The sequence below is a fragment of the Campylobacter sp. RM19072 genome, from assembly GCF_024723485.1.
GTDB classification, from domain to species: domain Bacteria; phylum Campylobacterota; class Campylobacteria; order Campylobacterales; family Campylobacteraceae; genus Campylobacter; species Campylobacter porcelli.
In genome coordinates this window covers 337623-355561 of the sequence record NZ_JANQCU010000001.1, presented here as the reverse complement: position 1 = coordinate 355561, position 17939 = coordinate 337623, and the positions used below count along the sequence as shown (strand labels likewise).

Sequence of the window (17939 nt, the reverse complement as noted above, 5' to 3'; positions counted from 1 at the left end):
CTAATAGCCAAAAGCTACTCTCAAATGCTGAAATTGAGTTTAACAAAGCAAGAACGGAGCTTGTAAAAGCTCAAACTTCTACCGAAAAACAAAAAAACGCCGCAGTAATAAGAGAAATAGCTAGTTATGATGACCAACTACGCACAAAAGAAGCTGAGATAATCACAAATGCGGTCTAAAATTTATATTAAACTCAATTTTAGCAATGCTTTTGTATAATGCTAGACTTATTTTTTTTGCTTTAAGGGATAATATGGCTAGGTCATTTAGTAGATCAGATATTAGGATTTTAGGGCTTTCATCTCTTGGTGGAATGCTTGAGTTTTATGATTTTATCATTTTTGTATTCTTTGCTTCTTATATATCTATACTATTTTTCCCTGCTGATCTAGATCCTTTTTGGGCTATTTTTAATACCTATGGCACCTTTGCTGCTGGATATTTAGCTAGACCGCTTGGTGGTATTATTATGGCACATTTTGGGGATAAAAATGGCCGTAAAAATATGTTTATGCTCTCTATTTTACTTATGGTAATTCCTACATTCTTATTAGGTATAATGCCTACATTTGAGAGTATTGGATATTTAGCACCTATAATTTTAGTGATTATTAGAATTTTACAAGGGGTTGCTATTGGTGGGGAGCTGCCTGGTGCTTGGGTATTTGTAAGTGAGCATGCACCTCGTGGGAAGCTATATACTAGCATAAGCGTTTTAACAGCAGCAGTAGTAGCTGGAATTTTACTAGGTAGTTTTGTAACTATGGTTGTTAAAAATATTTGGAGTGATGCTGAAATTCAAGATGGAATGTGGAGATTGCCATTTATTTTGGGTGGATTTTTTGGGATTATATCTATATACCTTAGAAGATATTTAAGCGAAACGCCGGTATTTAAAGAGATGCAAGCTAAAAATGAGCTAGATAATATCCCGATTAAATCTATATTTAAATTTCATAAAATTGATAGCATTGTCTCTATGTTTATAACTTGGGTTTTAACTGGATGTATCGTGGTGCTTATACTCTTAATGCCAAATTTTATGCCAAAAGCATTTAGTGCTAACGGGGTAGAGCTTGGCCGTTTAACTACCATATATATGCAAATGGCTGCTATAGTGCTTTTGTGTTTTGGCTGTTTTGTGTATGGAAAGTTAAGTGATAAATATGGGATTGCAAATAGTACTTTAGTGTTAGCTTTGCTATTTTCAATTAGCGTATATGCTTATTTTGATGCGCTTTATAGTGGGGCGAGTTTTGAGATAGTTTTGGTTTTATACTTGCTTAGTGGATTACTAGCTTGTGTTGGGCCATGTGGTGCACCATTTTTGATGATTGCTATATATCCTAATAAGCTTAGATTTAGTGGAATTTCATTTTCGTATAATATTGCTTATGCTATAGCTGGGGGCGTTACTACACCTTTTGCAACTGCGATGGTGTTTAAATTTGATCCTATGTATTTGGCGTATTATATGATTCTTCTTGGTTTTGTGGCTGTTGCTTGTAGTGTATGGTTTATGTTTGCACGAAAAGATATTAATTTATAGGAATTGATATGGCACTCATCGATCTTATAGAAGTTAGTAAGAAATTTGGCGATAAGATTATCTTAAATGAGGCAAATTTTAGTGTAAATGAAAAAGAAAGAATTGCCATTATAGGGAAAAATGGTGGCGGTAAAAGCACTCTTATGAAGATATTGCGTGGGGAGTGTGAGATTGATAGCGGTAGGGTGATTAGACAAAATTCCATCACTATAGAGATGCTTGCTCAAGCCCCTAAATTTGACGATAATCTAAGCGTAAAAGAGGCTTTAAATCTAGAGTTAAAAGATATATTTAATGCTAGAAATGAGTATGAAAAAGTCCTAGCTAAAATGAGTGATGAGCATGATAATCCTGAGCTACTTCACCGCCAAGATGAGCTTGTGAAATTTATAGAATCCAAAGATGGTTGGAATATAGAAAATAAGATTGATAGAATTTTAGATAGTTTTGGTCTTAGAGAGTATGAAGATAGGCTGGTAAATAGCCTAAGTGGTGGGGAAATTCGCAGAGTTGCCTTGGGTGCTTTAATCCTTAAAAAGCCTGATGTATTATTGCTTGATGAGCCTACAAACCATCTTGATGTCTATATGGTAAGATTTCTTGAAGAGCTACTTTTAGCCTCAAACCAAACTATTGTATTTATAAGCCACGATAGATATTTTATCGATAGATTAGCTACTCGCTCTGTAGAGATAGAAGATGGTTTATTAAGGAGTTTTGAGGGCGGATATGCTAATTACCTAACCAAAAAAGAGGAAATTTTAAGAAGCTTGGCTAAATCTCACGAGACATTAATAAAAAATTTAAAAAGCGAAGAAGAGTGGCTAAGGCGTGGAGTAAAAGCTAGGTTAAAACGAAATGAAGGAAGAAAGCAAAGAATCCTAGCTATGCGCCAAGAGGCTAAGAAAAATCCAGGATTAATACGCAGAGTTAAACTAGAATTAGAAAGGGCTAGTAAGAGCTTTAATGGCGGTGGATTAAACCAAAATCGCAAAAAAATGCTATTTGAGTGTAAAAATTTATCCAAAACTATAGATAATAAATTGCTTTTTAGTGATTTTAATGCTAGGGTTTTACAAGGTGAGCGTATAGGAATCGTCGGTAGAAATGGTAGTGGCAAATCCACCATGCTAAAAATTTTACTAGGTGAGTTAGAAGCAGATAGTGGCACAATCAATCGTGGCGAGATCAAAATAGGCTATTTTGACCAGCATAGAAAAAATATTAGCGATGATAAATCCCTAATTGAGCTATTTTGTCCAAATGGTGGAGATCACATAATGGTAAGGGGTCGTAACTACCATGTGTATGGATATTTAAAGAATTTTTTATTTCCAAAAGAGTTTTTAGATAAGCCAGTTGGCACTCTAAGCGGGGGAGAGAAGAATCGTTTAGCCCTAGCTCTATTATTTACCAAAGAGTATGATTGCTTAATCTTAGATGAGCCTACAAATGACCTTGATATTGCTACTATTAATATTTTAGAGGAGTATTTGCTTAGCTTTGAAGGTGCGATATTGATAGTAAGCCATGATAGGTATTTTATAGATAAGATCACTAATAAACTTTGGGCGTATGAAAATGGTAAAATAGAGCAAATTTATATGGAGTATAGTGAGTATTTAGATATTGAAGAGGAGCTAAACCAGCTAAGCGATATGGAAAGAGAGCTAGGTCAAAGCATAGAAATCAAAGAGAAACAAAAGGCATCAAAGATAAAGCTTAGTTATAAACAAAATCAAATTTTACAAAATCACCCAGCACTAATAGAAGCCTTAGAGAGTAGAATAAGTGAGCTCAATCACGCTCTTTCAACTCCAGAAATTTACCAAAAAGTTGGCTTACAAACCCTATTTGAAGAGCTTGAAGAGAAAAAGGGTGAGCTAAATTTGCTTGAGAATGAGTATTTTGAGGTGCTTGAGCTTTCTCAAAGTTAAGGAATATCAATGATAGAAAATAGACAGACATGGAGTTCTAGGCTTACTTATATTTTAGCTGTTGCTGGTGCTACTATCGGCTTTGGTGCTACTTGGCGTTTTCCATATTTAGTAGGGCAAAATGGCGGTGGGGCTTATGTTTTAATATTTTGTATAGCGATGATTGTAATTGGAATTCCAATGATCTTAGCTGAAAATGCCATAGGAAGGCGTTTGCATATAAATTCTGTAGATGCTTTTGGTGGTTATGCAAATGGCAAAAAGATAAATCCGCTTTGGAAAATTGTAGGTTGGATGGGAATTTGCGGTGCCTTTGGTATTATGGCTTATTATATGGTTATTGGCGGCTGGGTGCTTGATTATATTTATAATATAATTATCGGAGGATTTGAGCTTTCGCAGCCTATTAATGCTACTACTACGGCTAAATTTTATGATGAAAATATCATAAACTCACCCCTTGCCATTAGCATTGCAACGGCGATTTTTGTCCTTATAAACTATATTATTTTAGCCAAAGGCGCCGTTGATGGTATAGAAAAAGCAGCCAAATATCTAATGCCATTGCTATTTATATTAATGTTAGCGATGGTAGCTAGAAATATTACGCTTGAAGGGGCGATTGATGGGATTAAATTTTATCTTACGCCAGATTTTAGCAAGATTAGTATGAGATTATTTATTGATGTTTTGGGGCAGGTATTTTTCGCTTTATCGCTTGGATTTGGGGTTATGATTACTCTTTCTAGCTTTTTAAGAAAAGATGAAGATCTCATCAAAACCTCTATAATCACAGGAGTTATTAATACTATAATTGCTGTGGTGGCTGGATTTATGATATTTCCTTCGCTATTTACATTTGGAATTTCGCCAGATAGTGGCCCAAGCTTAGTTTTTAAGAGTTTGCCAATTGTATTTTCTAATATGTTTGCTGGTCAGATCATAGCTATTGCGTTTTTTGGCTTGCTTATGATAGCAGCACTTACTACTTCTTTACCGATATATGAGGTTATAATAACGGTTTTAGAAGAGAAATTTAAAATAAAACGCCACAATGCCATAGCCATAGTTCTTGCTACTATCTTTATAATTGGCAATATCCCATCACTGATGGCTACAAATATATTATCAGATATTACGATTTTTGGCAAGAATATATTTGATGCTTATGATGCCATTAGTGCTACGATATTTTTTGTGCTGACATCGCTATTTTGTGCGTTATTTGTCGGCTGGGTGTTAAAAGATGAGGCTAGGGCTGAGATAATGCACGGCACCAAGAGTTCAAAAAGGGTGGTTGATATATGGTTTTATTATGTTAAATTTATAATTCCATTTATCATTTTAATTGTATTTATTAGTAGTTTTTATGATAATTTTTTAAGGTGAGTTTAATGCTTGAAATTTTGATTTTTTTATTTGCTCTATTTACTGCTTATAAGGTAGTTTTGAGTATTTTGCAGATTAAATTTATAAGTGGTTGCACAGAGCCTGTGGTCTTATCTGCTAGTGAGTTTCAAAGTGCTGCACAAGTAGCGATAGCAAAGCAGAAATTTGAGATAATCCATAATATCTACACATTTATTATAGTGGCGATATGGAGCGTATGGGGAGCTAATGCTTTACAAAATTCCCTTAGTGGAGTGGAGACAATTTTGGTTAGAGATGCTCTATTAGTAACGCTATTTTTAGCTATTGGTGCGGTTTTAAATTTGCCATTTGAGATATATAACACCTTTGTAATGGATAAGAAATTTGGCTTTTCAAATAGCACGGCTAGGCTTTTTATCACAGATTTTATTAAGAGTTTGGTTATGATTTTGATATTTGGATTTGCTATTTCTTGGATTTTGTTATTATGCTATGATCTGCTTGGGGCTAGCTGGTGGATATGGGCTTTTGGGATTAGTTTTGGATTGATTTTGATAGTGAATTTGATATATCCAACCCTAATAGCACCGATATTTAATAAGATAACGCCACTAGAAAATAGTGATTTAAATTTAGCTATAAATGAGCTTTTAAACTCTTGCGGATTTAAAAGCAGTGGCATGTATAGCATGGATGCAAGTAAGAGAGATAACCGCTTGAATGCATATTTTGGTGGCTTAGGAGCGACAAAGAGAGTTGTGCTATTTGATACTTTGATTAATAAGCTTGATAAAGATGAGATTATCGCCGTTTTAGGGCATGAGCTAGGGCATTTTAAGCATAGGGATATAATTAAAAATATAGCATTGATGAGTATAATCCTTTTTATATTATTTGCAATTTTTGGTAATATTCCAGCTAGTTTTTATACCGCTTTGGGACTTGAAGAAAGTGGTGGTGGATTATTTATATTTTTCTTGCTATATTCTGCGCTTTTTATGGTGATAGTTGAGCCAGTTATATCTACTTTTTCTAGATCGCATGAGTTTGGTGCAGATGAGTTTGGTGCTAAACAAACAAGCAAAGATAGTATGATTTTAGCACTTAAAAAGCTTGGTAAGGAGAATAAGGCGTTTCCACTTTCGCACCCACTTTATAGTATGGTTTATCACTCACATCCAACCTTATATGAGAGGCTAAATCGTCTTGAGAATTTGTGATGGACTAAGCTTAGCTAGAGAATTTGGTAGCCATTTTGCCTATTGTTTGATGGAGTTTCATCTAGGTCAAAGTAGGGAGTGGATATTTTTACATTTAAATGATGAGCTTTTTAAAAAGAGCGAATTTATCCATCTTTTAAATAGATATAAAGATGGTGAGCCGCTAGAGTATATTACTAGGCGATGTGAGTTTATGGGGCGAGATTTTGTAGTTGGGGAAGGGGTATTAATCCCAAGATTTGAAAGCGAAATTTTAGTTCAAAAAGCTATAGAAGTAGCTAGGAAATTTAACTCACCAAAGATTGCTGAAATTGGCGTTGGTAGTGGGGTTATTAGCATATCTTTAGCTTTAGAGCTTAAAAACGCTAGTATAGTTGCTACTGATATTAGCCACAAGGCTTTGGAGTTTGCTAGGATTAATAAGGAGAAATTTGGAGCTAATGTTGAGCTTGTATTATCAAATTATCTTGATGAGATTGATGGAGAATTTGATATAATTATCTCCAATCCGCCATATATCGCAGCTAATTATCCGCTAGATAAATGGGTGCTAAGTGAGCCAAAAATCGCATTGATAGGTGGAGATATAGGCGATGAGATATTAAAAGATATTGCTAAAATCGCTAAATTTAGAGCTAAATATCTTATTTGCGAGATGGGCTATGACCAAAGAGAATCTATGAAAAATTATCTTGATATGTTAGGTTTTGAGAGTGAATTTTATAGAGATTTGGCTGGTTTGGATCGTGGATTTGTAGCTTATAATAAAGGAAAATAATGGTTAAATTTAGAAGTTTTTATCTATTTTTACTTGGAATTTGTATTGGTGCTGAGCTTGCTATTGGTATTTTTATGGCACCTGTGATATTCTATCCATCGCAATATATCGGCGAAGGCGTCTTAAGCCACTATCAAAGCGGTCAGCTAATGACTCAGGTATTTTTAAAATATAATATTATGCTTATTTTTGTCTCATCTTTGCTTTTGCTTTTTGAGATTGTGAATTTGAAAAATAGCGAGAGTTTTAATTATAAAATTAGTGCGTTTTTTCTCTCTCTTATCATATCTTTATTAGCTATGGCGTTTGTGTTTTACTTTACTCCATATATTCTACAAGCTCAAAAAATTGGTGCCGAAGCGACTGCTACAGCGGAATTTGCTAGTATGCATAAGGCTAGTGAGATTGTGATGAAAGCTATGCTTTTAGCTCAAGTGGCATTATTTTTTATCAGAGCTCGTAAGGAGAGCTAATGGGGTTAAAAGTTAGGGTTTATTATGAAGATACAGATAGTGGCGGGATTGTATATCATAGCAATTATATTAAATTTTGCGAACGAGCTAGAAGTGAGATAGTTTTTAACTCTGGGATTGAATTTACCCAAAGTCGCCACTTCGTAGTTACCAAGCTAGAAGCACGCTACTTAAAACCAGCTGTTTTAGGAGATATTTTAGATATACAAACTAAGCTTGTAAAGATTGGTGGTGTAAGCCTAACCCTAGAGCAAGATATATATAAAGTAGCTAATATCAAAGGCGAGATTCAAAGGGAGCTAATATTTTGTGCGAATGTCACTGTGGGATTTATTAGTGATGGCAAGCTATCTAGGCTAGATGGAGAATTTGCTGAAGTTTTTAGCAAGTTAAATCAAGATTAAATTTGGGTCATCAGACCCATTATATCTCTTCATCTATGTAAAACCCATAATTACCAGCACGCATAATATCTATCTTATATTGGACTTGATTATTTTGTAATTTCTCTTTAAATATCGCTTTTGCATTTTTGTTGATATAGTTTAGATATATAAAATCCATTCCAATCATCGTTGAGTAAGCGACCCAATCATAAGCAAGCTTTTGCCCTAAAAGAGCACTAAGGGTCTCTAGCTGACTATCTGGGGTCATTATGGAGTTAGCTATATAGATATTTTGGCGATCTTTGCTTTGAGTAAGGCTTATAAGAGCACTATTGTAATTAAGCTGCGTAGAAAGAAGTATATGTGGATTTAGATCAAATACTCTAAATTGCGAACTAAGCAAAGCACTTTTTATAAGTGGGGTATTTAGAAAGATTGAGCTATTTTTTACCCTATAATTATCTTTTAAAAAATTTAGCTTTATATCGTTACCTTCGATATTTTTTATATATGGATTATCTGTATTATTAGCCACTATATCATTTAGCATATTAGCGACCTTACTCCCATCGCCAAATACCGATACTTTGCCATTTGATTTGGTTAATAGCTTTTGAATTTGTGCTTCGTAGTCAATCCCACCAAAGAATATATTTGAGCTTGGATTTTGGATTGATTTGATATTTACCGTAGGTATGTAAAAGATTAAATCATCATAATCACTGCTATTTATAACCCCTATACCATCTATAGTGAGTGGAGCTATAAAGTGCTTAAATCCGCTATTTTTAGCTCTTTGTATGGTAAAATTTAGGCTATCTTTACTCTCATCTCCGCTATAAAATATCTCAATATGAGAGCCAATATCTCGCTTAAAAATATAGCTAAAAACAGAATCACTAACCACAACAGAGTAGCTTTTTATCACATCTTGAGGTATGATTAGGGCAACTTTAATATCTTTGCGTCCAATCTCAATTTCAGGAATATTTAAAAGCTTTTTAATATCAGCATAATAGCCCTTAATCGGCTCTTTAAGAGTAAGTGGATTATATATAAATTGGATAAAATCCATTCCATTGCTAAGCTCTTTTAAACACTCTTTATCGCATCTATTTTGCCCATTTGATTGAGTAAAAATCATACAAATAATAAAAAAAGTTATAATTAAATTTCTCATATATATCCTTTAATTTTTTTTAAATCCGCTATAAATTCATCAGCTTTACTAGGATTTTTATCCACCCAATTACTATCAAAAGTAGGCATATATAGCGAGTTTTTTAGCTGATATACGCCACCTCTATGGCTATCAAATGAGCTATTTTTCGCTAGATATTTAAAGCAATTTTCCCCAAAGCTAACTATAAATTTAGGCGATAAAATCTCAAATTCTAATTCAAAAAACTTTAAGCATATATCCATATATTTTAGCTCAGAAGTTTTATTGATACACTTTAAAATATATGTAAAATAAAAGCCATCAATATCAATATCAGCCATTTTTAAATATCTCATCAGCGAAGCATCAGGGGTACAAATTCCACTTTTATCGCTTTTTATATCTGGACTTTCAAAGACAAAAACCACGCCACCACCGCTATTACCACTACCAACTACTGCTTTATTTCTACTTTTGCATAGTTGGCATAGATTGCAGCTTTTTATCTGTAAATTTAGCATTTTAAGCGAGTTAAACTCATTACTTTTTATATTTGGGGATTGGTTAAGAAATTTAAATCCCATAGCACGGAGTATCTCAAGCTCATAAATACTACAATTTTTATCCATCATACTACCAAAAAGCGATTTAATCTTTAATAAAATTTGCTAAATTCTCAAGCTCTTTGCCATCTACCCTAAGATGAAAAAACTCATCTCTATTTTTTGCGCCAATTTTGTGGTAAAACGCTAGGCTTGGCTCATTCCAAGTTAAGCACTCCCACTCAAGGCGACCCAAATTCTCATCTATGCAAATTTGAGCAAGTTTGGCTAAAAATCTCTTGCCGATACCTTGATTGCGGTATTGGGATTTGACATATAAATCCTCAAGATATATCCCACCACGACCTAAAAAGCTTGAAAATGTGTAAAAATATATAGCATATCCTATAATTTGGCTTTCATTTTGGCAAACTAGGATTTTGGCATAATTTTTCTCAAATATACAAGAGGCAAATTGAGTATCATTAAATTTAACTCTATCGCTCATTTTTTCATACTCAGCTAGCTCTTTTACAAGGGTAATTATCTCATTTATATCATCTTTTGAGGCTGCTCTTATTTGATACATTTTTTACCTTTAAATTTAAAATTAAAAACAAGATTATAGCAATTTGGAGCTGAATTTGAAAAAAATATTTTAAAAGCTAATAATAGTGCTAAATTTTAAGTCAAATTTTTATATAATTTCTTCGCCTGGATGGCTCGATAGCATTTTTACGAAGGTCCAACAAATTAGTATTGGCGAAGATGTGCAGAAGTGGTGTGACGCGACTTTGTTTGAGGCTTAACTGGTTTAGAAGCTGCGACCTAAAGCTGCTGCCTATTTGCAAGATTGGCTTTATATTAGGGCCGATTCTACTATGCACCGACCATTTGGGTACTTTAATTTAAATTAGGAAATCTATGAATATTTTAGTTATTGGAAGTGGCGGTAGAGAGTACGCCATAGGATTAAGACTAACTCAAGATAACGAAAAACACAATCTTTATTTCGCTCCTGGCAATGGAGCAACTGCGAATTTGGGGCAAAATGTGGATATTAGTGATTTTAATGATTTAGCTAAATTTGCACTTGAAAATAAAATAGAGCTTACTATAGTTGGCCCTGAAAATGCCCTAAGTGACGGAGTTGTGGATATATTTAAGGCTAATAATCTAAATATTTTTGGCCCTACGAAATCGGCTGCTAGGCTAGAGAGCTCAAAAGCTTATATGAAGGAATTTCTAGCTAAAAATGGTATAAGAACGGCTAAATTTATAAATACTAATAATTATGAAGAGGCGGCTAAATTTATAGATACCTTAGGTGATATAGTCGTTGTAAAAGCTGATGGTTTGTGTGCTGGGAAGGGCGTTATAATTGCTAAAAGCAAGAGCGAGGCTAAAGACGCAGCAAAGGATATGCTAAGCGGAAAGAGCTTTGGCGAGGCTGGAAGTAGGGTTGTGATAGAGGAATTTTTAGATGGATTTGAGCTAAGCTTTTTTGCCATTTGCGATGGTAGCAACTTCGTATCCTTACCAGTAGCACAAGATCATAAAAGATTATTAGATGGCGATAAAGGGCCAAATACCGGTGGAATGGGTGCTTATGCTCCAAGTCCTTTGGCTGATGAAAATTTGATAAAACGAGTTCAAAAAGAGATTATAGAGCCAACTCTTAAAGGAATGCAAGATGAGAATGCTCCATTTTGTGGGGTTTTGTTTGTAGGATTGATGGTGGTAAATGGTGTGCCTTATGTGCTTGAATTTAATGTAAGATTTGGCGATCCTGAGTGCGAGGTTTTAATGCCACTTATCAAAGGCGAACTAGGTGAGATATTGCGTGGTGCGGCGCTTGGGAGATTAAATAAATTTGATCTTGATGATGGATATGCTGTAGGAGTGGTGCTAGCTAGTAAGGATTACCCTTATAAAAGTAGTCCAGCAGCCAAAATAGCAGTGGAGAATATACCACCCCATTCTCATATCGCATATGCTGGAGTATCGCTAGTTGGTGATGAGCTGTATGCTACTGGCGGTAGGGTATTAGTAGCTGTTGGTAAGGGTAAAAGTGTAAAAGAGGCTAGAGATAGAGCTTATGAGTTAGCTAAAAATATTAAATTTGATGGTATGCAATACCGCAACGATATAGGGTATCAGGCACTTTGATGAAAGAGAGTTTAGAAGAGAGATTATATAGGGAAAATATCACCATCGCTAGTATAAATAGGCGTGTTTTAGCGTATGCTATTGATGATATTATCATATCTGTGCTATTTATGCTAGTTTATTGGGATTTTATCGCCAGGGCTAGTGATGTTGGGGTTGAGGCGACATTAAACGCTATATCTGGGTTATTTTGGCAAATTGCGCTTATGAAGGTGGTTTATCATACATTTTTTATATGGTATTACGCTGCTACTCCAGGTAAAATGCTGTGTAAAATAGTCTGTATAGATACCATTATGTTATCTCGCCCAAGCCTTAGTAGTAGCTTTATTAGAGCTTGTGTTAGGATACTTAGCGAAACTCTGTTTTATATCGGATTTTTATGGGCATTTGGAAATTCTCAGCGTCAAACTTGGCAAGATAAGTTAGCCAAAACCGTGGTTTGTAATGCGTATTAGATCACTAGCTTTTGTTGGGCTTTTATTTAATAAGCTTTTAGGCAATGTAGAAAATGTCGAATTTCTAGCTAGTGATGTCCAAAAAGATGGAGATATAATCACTGCTAATGGTAATGTTTTATTATATTCGCAAAACTATTTAGCTAGTGCTAGTAGTGCAAAGTATGATCAAAAAAATAAAATTATTGAGCTATTTGGCAATGTTAGCCTAATGCGTGGAGAGTATGAGACTAGTAGGGCTGAGTATGCTAGGATAGATCTAAGCACTAATGAAATGATCTTTGAAAATAGCTTTATAATGGATAAAAAGAAGGAGATTTGGCTACAAGGTACTCAAAGTTGTAATAGCGATGAGATGGTAAGTGTAAAGAATTCTATAGTCTCAAGTTGTAATGTTAGCGATCCAGATTGGCATATAGGATTTAGCAAAGGAGAGTTAAATAAACAGAGTAAATTCTTACACCTTTACAATCCAGTATTTTATGTCAAAAATACCCCAGTTATGTATCTTCCATATTTTGGTTTTAGCACTGATAAGACTAGAAGAACAGGGCTTTTAACCCCGCAACTATCATATAGCAAAGATGAAGGGCTGGTATATTTACAGCCATTTTATATAGCTGAGTATAATGAGTGGGATTTAGAATTTGATCCGCAGATCCGCACAAATAGAGGTGTTGGGCTATACTCTACATTTAGATTTGCTGACTCGCCATACTCTAGTGGATATATCCGTGGTGGTGTATTTGAAGAAAGAAGTGAGTATAAACAAAAAGAGAATTTAAAAAACAAACAGCACTCTGGTATAGAGGTAGGATATGATAGGGATAAGCTTGTTGGGTATTTGATAGATGGCGATTTTAAAGAAGGGTTGTGGCTGGAGTTTGTAAATTTAAATGATATTGATTATTTAAATTTGCGAGGTCGAAATGGGGGCAATTATGACTCTTTAGTCCAATCTAAGTTAAACTACTTTATTACTACTGATAATCAATATTTAGGAACTTATGCAAAATATTATATAGATACAGCAAAAATCGGCACTAAATATGGTAATGATGATACCTTGCAAGAGTTGCCAAGAATCCAATATCATAGCTTTTTTGATACATTTATAGTTCCAAATTTGACCTATTCATTTGATTTTAAATATCATAATTACACAAGAAAGATTGGAGCTAGTGCTAATCAATATGAGATAGATATTCCGCTTGGATTGCAGTTTGGGATATTTGATGATTATGCGAATTTATATTTAAGCCAGAATCTATATGCTTCACATATAGATTATAATCGTGCTAAATACTATAATGGCACTGATTTTTATACTAATAATAGCGATGATATAATCAACCATTATCACAGAATTTTACTAGAAAGTGATATAGCTAGAGCTTTTAGCAGTTTTTACCACACTTTAAATTTTAAATTTGATTATATTAAACCTGGATATAATGATGGCGATACTAATGAAAAGCTTTTAAAATACTATTTAATCCAAGATGGAATGGCGTATAATGCTAGCAATTTATCGCTTTTTGAAGATAATTTTATAGATAGAATTTCAAATAAATATACAATCGAGCGACTGGCATTTGAAGGTTCGCAGTTTTTTTATGATTCAATGGGACAAAAGCTAATAAGGCATAGTATAAAACAGAGCTATAACTTTGATGATAGTGATATGGAGAGCTTGGAGAATAGATTTAATTTATACTATGGAAATTTTGATTTTGCCAATAAAATAGAGTATTCTCATATTGATAATGATCTTTCAAAAATCCAAACAGGCATCTCATATAATGGTAGCAAAATCGCAACAAGAGTATGGCATACATATGATAAAAACTACTATGATGGAGATGCATATGATAAAGAGAGCTATATAAGCGGTAGTGCAAATTTTAAATTGCCATATAATTATGAGCTATTTGCCGGGGTGGATTATGATTTACAAAGAGATTATACTAAGATGTGGCAAAGCGGAATTCACTATAAGAGAAAGTGCTGGGATTATAGTTTAATATATAAAGAAGATATTGAGCCAAAAAACACAAGTGCTGGTATAGAGTCTAAAAAGAGCCAAGGAGTATATCTATATTTTAGTTTCTATCCATTGGGTGAGTTTAAATATGATTTCTCTATAGAACAAGATAGTAAGGCGATAAATTGATAAATCCAAATGAACTTAAATTTCAAAATGAGCTAGATGCTGCTAATAAGCTATTAGAGGCGCTGCCGCAAAAAGAGCTTATGGATGGAAATTTTGTTATAGTTTGCTCATCTTTAGATAGTGTAGTGCTAGCTGATGAGTTGGCTAATAGACTTGAGCTTAGCTATGAATTGCTTTTTAGTGAGAGATTATACGCTCCAAATAACCCTGAATGCGAGATTGCTATAGTAAGTGAGATTGAGGAGATTGTCTATAATAGTGAGTTAGTTAATGCATTTGATATAAGCTTGGATTTTATATATGGAGAGGCTCATCGTAAATATGAAGAGAAAATTTTAAAAAATGTTTATAAATATCGCAAAGGCAAGTTATTAGAAAATCTTCAAGGTAGAAATATATTATTAGTTGATTTAGGATGTCAAACAGGGATTACAGCTTTAGTGTGTATAAAATCACTAATAAATTTAGGCGTCAAATCCATAGTGTATGGCACACCATTAATCGCTTCTGATATACTATCATATTTTAATACCTTAGTTGATAGCTTATATTATGCTAAGAAGATAAGTAATTTTGTGGATGTGGATTTTTATTATAGTGATAGGGTGGCGGTGGATTCTGTTATGTCTATTTTAGAAGATAGCCCACACTATCTACCATTACAAAAAATACAAAAATCAAAGGAGATATAGATGCAGTGCAGTATAGAGGTAAATAATCAAATTCAAATTTTCGATCTAAACAAGGTCGCTAAACAAGCTAGTGGAGCGGTGCTTTTAAGAGTAAAAAATAGTGTAGTATTAGCTACAGTAGCAAGAGAAGATACACAAGTTGAAGAAGATTTTTTACCCTTAACTGTCCAATATATAGAAAAGCAATACGCAGCTGGGAGAATTCCAGGCGGATATGTTAAGCGTGAGACAAAGCCAGGTGACTTTGAGACCCTTACAAGTCGCATAATTGATAGAAGCCTTCGTCCGCTATTTCCTAAGGGCTATGCTTATCCTACGCAAATAGTAGTGATGGTATTGAGTGCTGATCCAGAGGTGGATTTACAAGTTATTGGATTAAATGCTGCAAGCGTGGCACTATATTTAAGCGATATTCCAGTTGAGCGTCCTGTGTGTGGGGTTAGAGTTGGGCATATTGATGGTGAGTTTATTTTAAATCCTAGCAACTCTGAGCTTAAAAAATCCACCCTTGATCTATATGTAGCTGGTGTTAAAGATGAGCTTTTGATGATAGAGATGAGAAGCTTGCCAAACATCTCAAACGATATGGCACCTATGATGATTATAGATCCAGTGATGGATATGGGGCTTTGTAGTGATTTTATTCAAAAGCAATCTATGAATGAATTTGATGAAAATAAGATACTTGAAGCGATTAAATTTGCTAATATAGCTATACTAAATGGCTCTAATGCTTACGAAGAGGCCTTTAGAGAGTATAAGAAAGCACCAGCGCAGCTAGAGTATAAAAGCGAGATAGAAAATAGAGATATTGCCATTTATGTAGATGAATTTTATAAAGATGAGGTCAAAAATGCTATAAATCAGATGGCAAAAAGTGAGCGAGCTAGTCAGTTAAATCAAATTGCTAGTCAAATAGCCTCTAGCGATACTGCTATAAGCGAGTCTTGGGACAAGGAGCTTATCTTAAATATCTTAAGTAAATATAAGAAAAAAATTGTAAGAGAGCAGATAATAAATCAAGGTTTAAGAGCTGATGGTAGAGGTTTAAGAGATGTAAGACCTATTAGCATTGAGACAAATATATTGCCAAACGCACACGGAAGCTGTCTATTTACAAGGGGGCAAACTCAAGCTTTAGTCGTGGCGACTTTGGGAACTGATAGCGATGCTCAAATGAGTGAGCTACTAACAGAAAAAGGCGTTGTAGCAGATAAATTTATGTTTAATTATAATTTTCCTGGATTTAGCGTAGGGGAAGCATCTGCCATTAAGGCTCCAGGTCGCAGAGAGCTAGGTCATGGAAATTTAGCCAAAAGGGCGTTATATCCAAGCGTGGAGCTAGATAGTCCATACTCTATTAGGCTTGTTAGCGAAATTTTAGAAAGTAATGGCTCAAGCTCTATGGCTAGTGTGTGCGGTGGCTCTTTAGCACTTAGAGCCGCTGGAGTACAAAGCTCTAAATTAGTAGCTGGAGTGGCTATGGGGCTAGTATTTGAAGGCGATAAATATGCGATATTAACTGATATTATGGGATTAGAAGACCACGATGGGGATATGGATTTTAAAGTAGCAGGTAGCATAGATGGCATTACGGCACTTCAGATGGATATTAAACTTGGTGGAATTAGCCAAGAGGTATTAAAAGAGGCACTTTTACAAGCTAAAGAGGCAAGAGAGCATATCTTAAACATTATGCAAAAAGCAAATGATGATATAGTGGTAAATGAGGATATATTGCCAAAACTAGAGCTATTTAGCGTTGATCCATCAAAGATTGTAGATATTATCGGTCAAGCTGGTAAGACAATAAAAGAGATAATTGAGAAATTTGATGTAAGCATTGATTTAGATAGAGAAAAAGGCGAAGTTAAGGTATCTGGGGCGCAAAAAGGCAAGGTAGAAGCGGCAAAAGAGTATATAATCCAAATTACGCAAAAAGATCATAAACCAAGAGGCGGTAAAAAAGATAGCAAAAATATTGATAGCTTTAAAATAGGAGATGAATTTGAAGGAGAGATTATCAAGATAGCTACATTTGGTGCATTTATCTCACTAAGAGATGGCGTAGATGGGCTTTTACATATCTCAAAAATCAAATCTCCAATCAAAGAAGGGGAGCGTCTTAAGGTAAAAGTAAGCGAGATTAAGTCTGGTAAAATCTCATTAGATTTAGTTTAAAAGGAGAGTTTATGAATATTAAAAAGATATTTTGTCCATTGATTCGCACTGATGAGATAGAAAGTGATATATATGGCGGTTTGCTTATCGCTAAGAAATTTGAGGCTCATATAGACTTTTTATCTTCGCAAATGGATTTTGAGTCGATTTTAGATATGACTATTAGTAGAAGTAATATGTTTGAGTCATTAAAGGGTGCATTTGCCACAGAGCTAAATGAACAAAAAAATAAAAATTATCAAATTTTTAAAAGAGTTTGCGATGATTTAGGTATAAGTATCGGCAATATCGCTAGTGTGGCAAGTGCGAATTTTGAGACACAAAATGGTATTAGAAGTCGTGTTTATGAGTATGAGGCTAAATTTTGTGATTTAGTCGTTACAGCTTGTCCTATAAAAGGCGAGGCTACATCGACATTTGACGCAGCTGTGATAAATAGCGGTAAAAACGCAATTATAATGCCAAATTCAATGAAAAAATTTAGTATGGATAATATACTAATTGGCTGGAATGGCACAACAAGCATATCAAGAAGTCTTACAAACTCAATGAGTATATTAAAAAAAGCTAAAAATATTCATATAATTGTAACTAAAAAATATGATAATTCAGTCTTGGATATTAAAACCAGACTTCTTAGCTATCTAGAGTATCATGATGTAAATGCTACATTTGAGGTGGTAACTACTACAAATATTCCAGGTGAGGCCTTGCTAGAAAATACATTAAAAGGCAATTTTGATATGGTTATAGCTAGTAGTTATGGCGAAAATGGGGTAAAAGAGATATTCTTAGGTGGTAGCACGAAGTACTTTTTAGAAAATACTCCAGTGCCGGTATTTATGTAG

16 protein-coding genes are annotated in these 17939 nt (G+C 34.2%); 13 read left to right on the top strand and 3 right to left on the bottom strand.

All coding sequences use genetic code 11. The features are described from left to right. The first annotated feature begins 253 nt into the window (after positions 1 to 253). Genes CSUIS19072_RS01825 through CSUIS19072_RS01795 form a run of 7 tightly spaced genes read left to right on the top strand, consistent with a single transcriptional unit; the run spans position 254 to position 7732 of the window. Positions 254 to 1549, top strand: a complete 1296-nt coding sequence (locus CSUIS19072_RS01825; RefSeq protein ID WP_086292479.1) for an MFS transporter — start codon at positions 254 to 256, stop codon at positions 1547 to 1549. Between the two features lie 8 nt (positions 1550 to 1557). Further along, complete coding sequence (gene abc-f, locus CSUIS19072_RS01820; protein WP_086292480.1) at positions 1558 to 3486, top strand: ribosomal protection-like ABC-F family protein; 1929 nt, start codon at positions 1558 to 1560, stop codon at positions 3484 to 3486. 9 nt (positions 3487 to 3495) lie between these two features. Further along, positions 3496 to 4875: a sodium-dependent transporter gene (locus tag CSUIS19072_RS01815; protein WP_086236860.1), complete on the top strand. Its 1380-nt coding sequence runs from the start codon at positions 3496 to 3498 to the stop codon at positions 4873 to 4875. A 5-nt stretch (positions 4876 to 4880) separates the two neighbouring features. Beyond that, the gene (locus tag CSUIS19072_RS01810; protein WP_086292482.1) at positions 4881 to 6077 is read left to right on the top strand and encodes a M48 family metallopeptidase; all 1197 of its coding nucleotides are present in this window, start codon (positions 4881 to 4883) and stop codon (positions 6075 to 6077) included. Next, the gene (prmC, locus tag CSUIS19072_RS01805) at positions 6064 to 6855 is read left to right on the top strand and encodes a peptide chain release factor N(5)-glutamine methyltransferase (RefSeq protein ID WP_086292483.1); all 792 of its coding nucleotides are present in this window, start codon (positions 6064 to 6066) and stop codon (positions 6853 to 6855) included. The genes CSUIS19072_RS01810 and prmC overlap by 14 nt, the downstream gene beginning before the upstream one ends. Further along, positions 6855 to 7328, top strand: a complete 474-nt coding sequence (locus CSUIS19072_RS01800; protein WP_086236857.1) for a DUF4149 domain-containing protein — start codon at positions 6855 to 6857, stop codon at positions 7326 to 7328. Before prmC ends, CSUIS19072_RS01800 begins: the two co-directional genes overlap by 1 nt. Next, positions 7328 to 7732 (top strand): YbgC/FadM family acyl-CoA thioesterase, encoded by a 405-nt coding sequence (locus CSUIS19072_RS01795; protein WP_086292485.1) that lies wholly within the window; start codon positions 7328 to 7330, stop codon positions 7730 to 7732. The genes CSUIS19072_RS01800 and CSUIS19072_RS01795 overlap by 1 nt, the downstream gene beginning before the upstream one ends. Positions 7733 to 7751: 19 nt before the next feature. Here the strand turns inward: CSUIS19072_RS01795 and CSUIS19072_RS01790 are convergent, their stop codons facing one another. The 3 genes from CSUIS19072_RS01790 to CSUIS19072_RS01780 are packed head-to-tail and all read right to left on the bottom strand — an operon-like array spanning position 7752 to position 10007. Then, complete coding sequence (locus tag CSUIS19072_RS01790; protein ID WP_086292487.1) at positions 7752 to 8894, bottom strand: hypothetical protein; 1143 nt, start codon at positions 8892 to 8894, stop codon at positions 7752 to 7754. Further along, positions 8891 to 9505: a uracil-DNA glycosylase family protein gene (locus tag CSUIS19072_RS01785; protein ID WP_192940213.1), complete on the bottom strand. Its 615-nt coding sequence runs from the start codon at positions 9503 to 9505 to the stop codon at positions 8891 to 8893. The genes CSUIS19072_RS01790 and CSUIS19072_RS01785 overlap by 4 nt, the downstream gene beginning before the upstream one ends. A 19-nt stretch (positions 9506 to 9524) precedes the next feature. Continuing rightward, complete coding sequence (locus tag CSUIS19072_RS01780) at positions 9525 to 10007, bottom strand: GNAT family N-acetyltransferase (protein WP_086292491.1); 483 nt, start codon at positions 10005 to 10007, stop codon at positions 9525 to 9527. A 335-nt stretch (positions 10008 to 10342) separates the two neighbouring features. Here CSUIS19072_RS01780 and purD point away from each other — a divergent pair, with 335 nt between their 5' ends. Genes purD through CSUIS19072_RS01750 form a run of 6 tightly spaced genes read left to right on the top strand, consistent with a single transcriptional unit; the run spans position 10343 to position 17939 of the window. Beyond that, positions 10343 to 11587 (top strand): phosphoribosylamine--glycine ligase, encoded by a 1245-nt coding sequence (gene purD, locus CSUIS19072_RS01775; protein WP_086292493.1) that lies wholly within the window; start codon positions 10343 to 10345, stop codon positions 11585 to 11587. Next, on the top strand, positions 11587 to 12045 hold the full coding sequence (locus tag CSUIS19072_RS01770) for an RDD family protein (protein ID WP_086292495.1): 459 nt from the start codon (positions 11587 to 11589) through the stop codon (positions 12043 to 12045). The genes purD and CSUIS19072_RS01770 overlap by 1 nt, the downstream gene beginning before the upstream one ends. Next, complete coding sequence (locus CSUIS19072_RS01765) at positions 12035 to 14218, top strand: LPS-assembly protein LptD (RefSeq protein ID WP_086292497.1); 2184 nt, start codon at positions 12035 to 12037, stop codon at positions 14216 to 14218. The genes CSUIS19072_RS01770 and CSUIS19072_RS01765 overlap by 11 nt, the downstream gene beginning before the upstream one ends. After that, positions 14215 to 14910 (top strand): phosphoribosyltransferase family protein, encoded by a 696-nt coding sequence (locus CSUIS19072_RS01760; protein WP_086292499.1) that lies wholly within the window; start codon positions 14215 to 14217, stop codon positions 14908 to 14910. The genes CSUIS19072_RS01765 and CSUIS19072_RS01760 overlap by 4 nt, the downstream gene beginning before the upstream one ends. After that, positions 14911 to 17091 carry a polyribonucleotide nucleotidyltransferase gene (locus tag CSUIS19072_RS01755; protein ID WP_086292501.1) on the top strand — a complete coding sequence of 727 codons (2181 nt, stop codon included), beginning with the start codon at positions 14911 to 14913 and terminating at the stop codon, positions 17089 to 17091. 11 nt (positions 17092 to 17102) lie between these two features. Continuing rightward, complete coding sequence (locus tag CSUIS19072_RS01750; RefSeq protein WP_086236847.1) at positions 17103 to 17939, top strand: universal stress protein; 837 nt, start codon at positions 17103 to 17105, stop codon at positions 17937 to 17939.

Bases quoted from the DNA above. Each gene is read 5' to 3' on its own strand.
- CSUIS19072_RS01770 (WP_086292495.1), top strand. From the start codon at position 11,587: ATGAAAGAGAGTTTAGAAGAGAGATTATATAGGGAAAATATCACCATC.
- CSUIS19072_RS01810 (WP_086292482.1), top strand. From the start codon at position 4,881: ATGCTTGAAATTTTGATTTTTTTATTTGCTCTATTTACTGCTTATAAG.
- purD (WP_086292493.1), top strand. From the start codon at position 10,343: ATGAATATTTTAGTTATTGGAAGTGGCGGTAGAGAGTACGCCATAGGA.
- CSUIS19072_RS01825 (WP_086292479.1), top strand. From the start codon at position 254: ATGGCTAGGTCATTTAGTAGATCAGATATTAGGATTTTAGGGCTTTCA.
- CSUIS19072_RS01800 (WP_086236857.1), top strand. From the start codon at position 6,855: ATGGTTAAATTTAGAAGTTTTTATCTATTTTTACTTGGAATTTGTATT.
- CSUIS19072_RS01765 (WP_086292497.1), top strand. From the start codon at position 12,035: ATGCGTATTAGATCACTAGCTTTTGTTGGGCTTTTATTTAATAAGCTT.
- CSUIS19072_RS01795 (WP_086292485.1), top strand. From the start codon at position 7,328: ATGGGGTTAAAAGTTAGGGTTTATTATGAAGATACAGATAGTGGCGGG.
- CSUIS19072_RS01755 (WP_086292501.1), top strand. From the start codon at position 14,911: ATGCAGTGCAGTATAGAGGTAAATAATCAAATTCAAATTTTCGATCTA.
- CSUIS19072_RS01750 (WP_086236847.1), top strand. From the start codon at position 17,103: ATGAATATTAAAAAGATATTTTGTCCATTGATTCGCACTGATGAGATA.
- CSUIS19072_RS01785 (WP_192940213.1), bottom strand. From the start codon at position 9,505: ATGGATAAAAATTGTAGTATTTATGAGCTTGAGATACTCCGTGCTATG.
- abc-f (WP_086292480.1), top strand. From the start codon at position 1,558: ATGGCACTCATCGATCTTATAGAAGTTAGTAAGAAATTTGGCGATAAG.
- CSUIS19072_RS01815 (WP_086236860.1), top strand. From the start codon at position 3,496: ATGATAGAAAATAGACAGACATGGAGTTCTAGGCTTACTTATATTTTA.
- CSUIS19072_RS01780 (WP_086292491.1), bottom strand. From the start codon at position 10,007: ATGTATCAAATAAGAGCAGCCTCAAAAGATGATATAAATGAGATAATT.
- CSUIS19072_RS01790 (WP_086292487.1), bottom strand. From the start codon at position 8,894: ATGAGAAATTTAATTATAACTTTTTTTATTATTTGTATGATTTTTACT.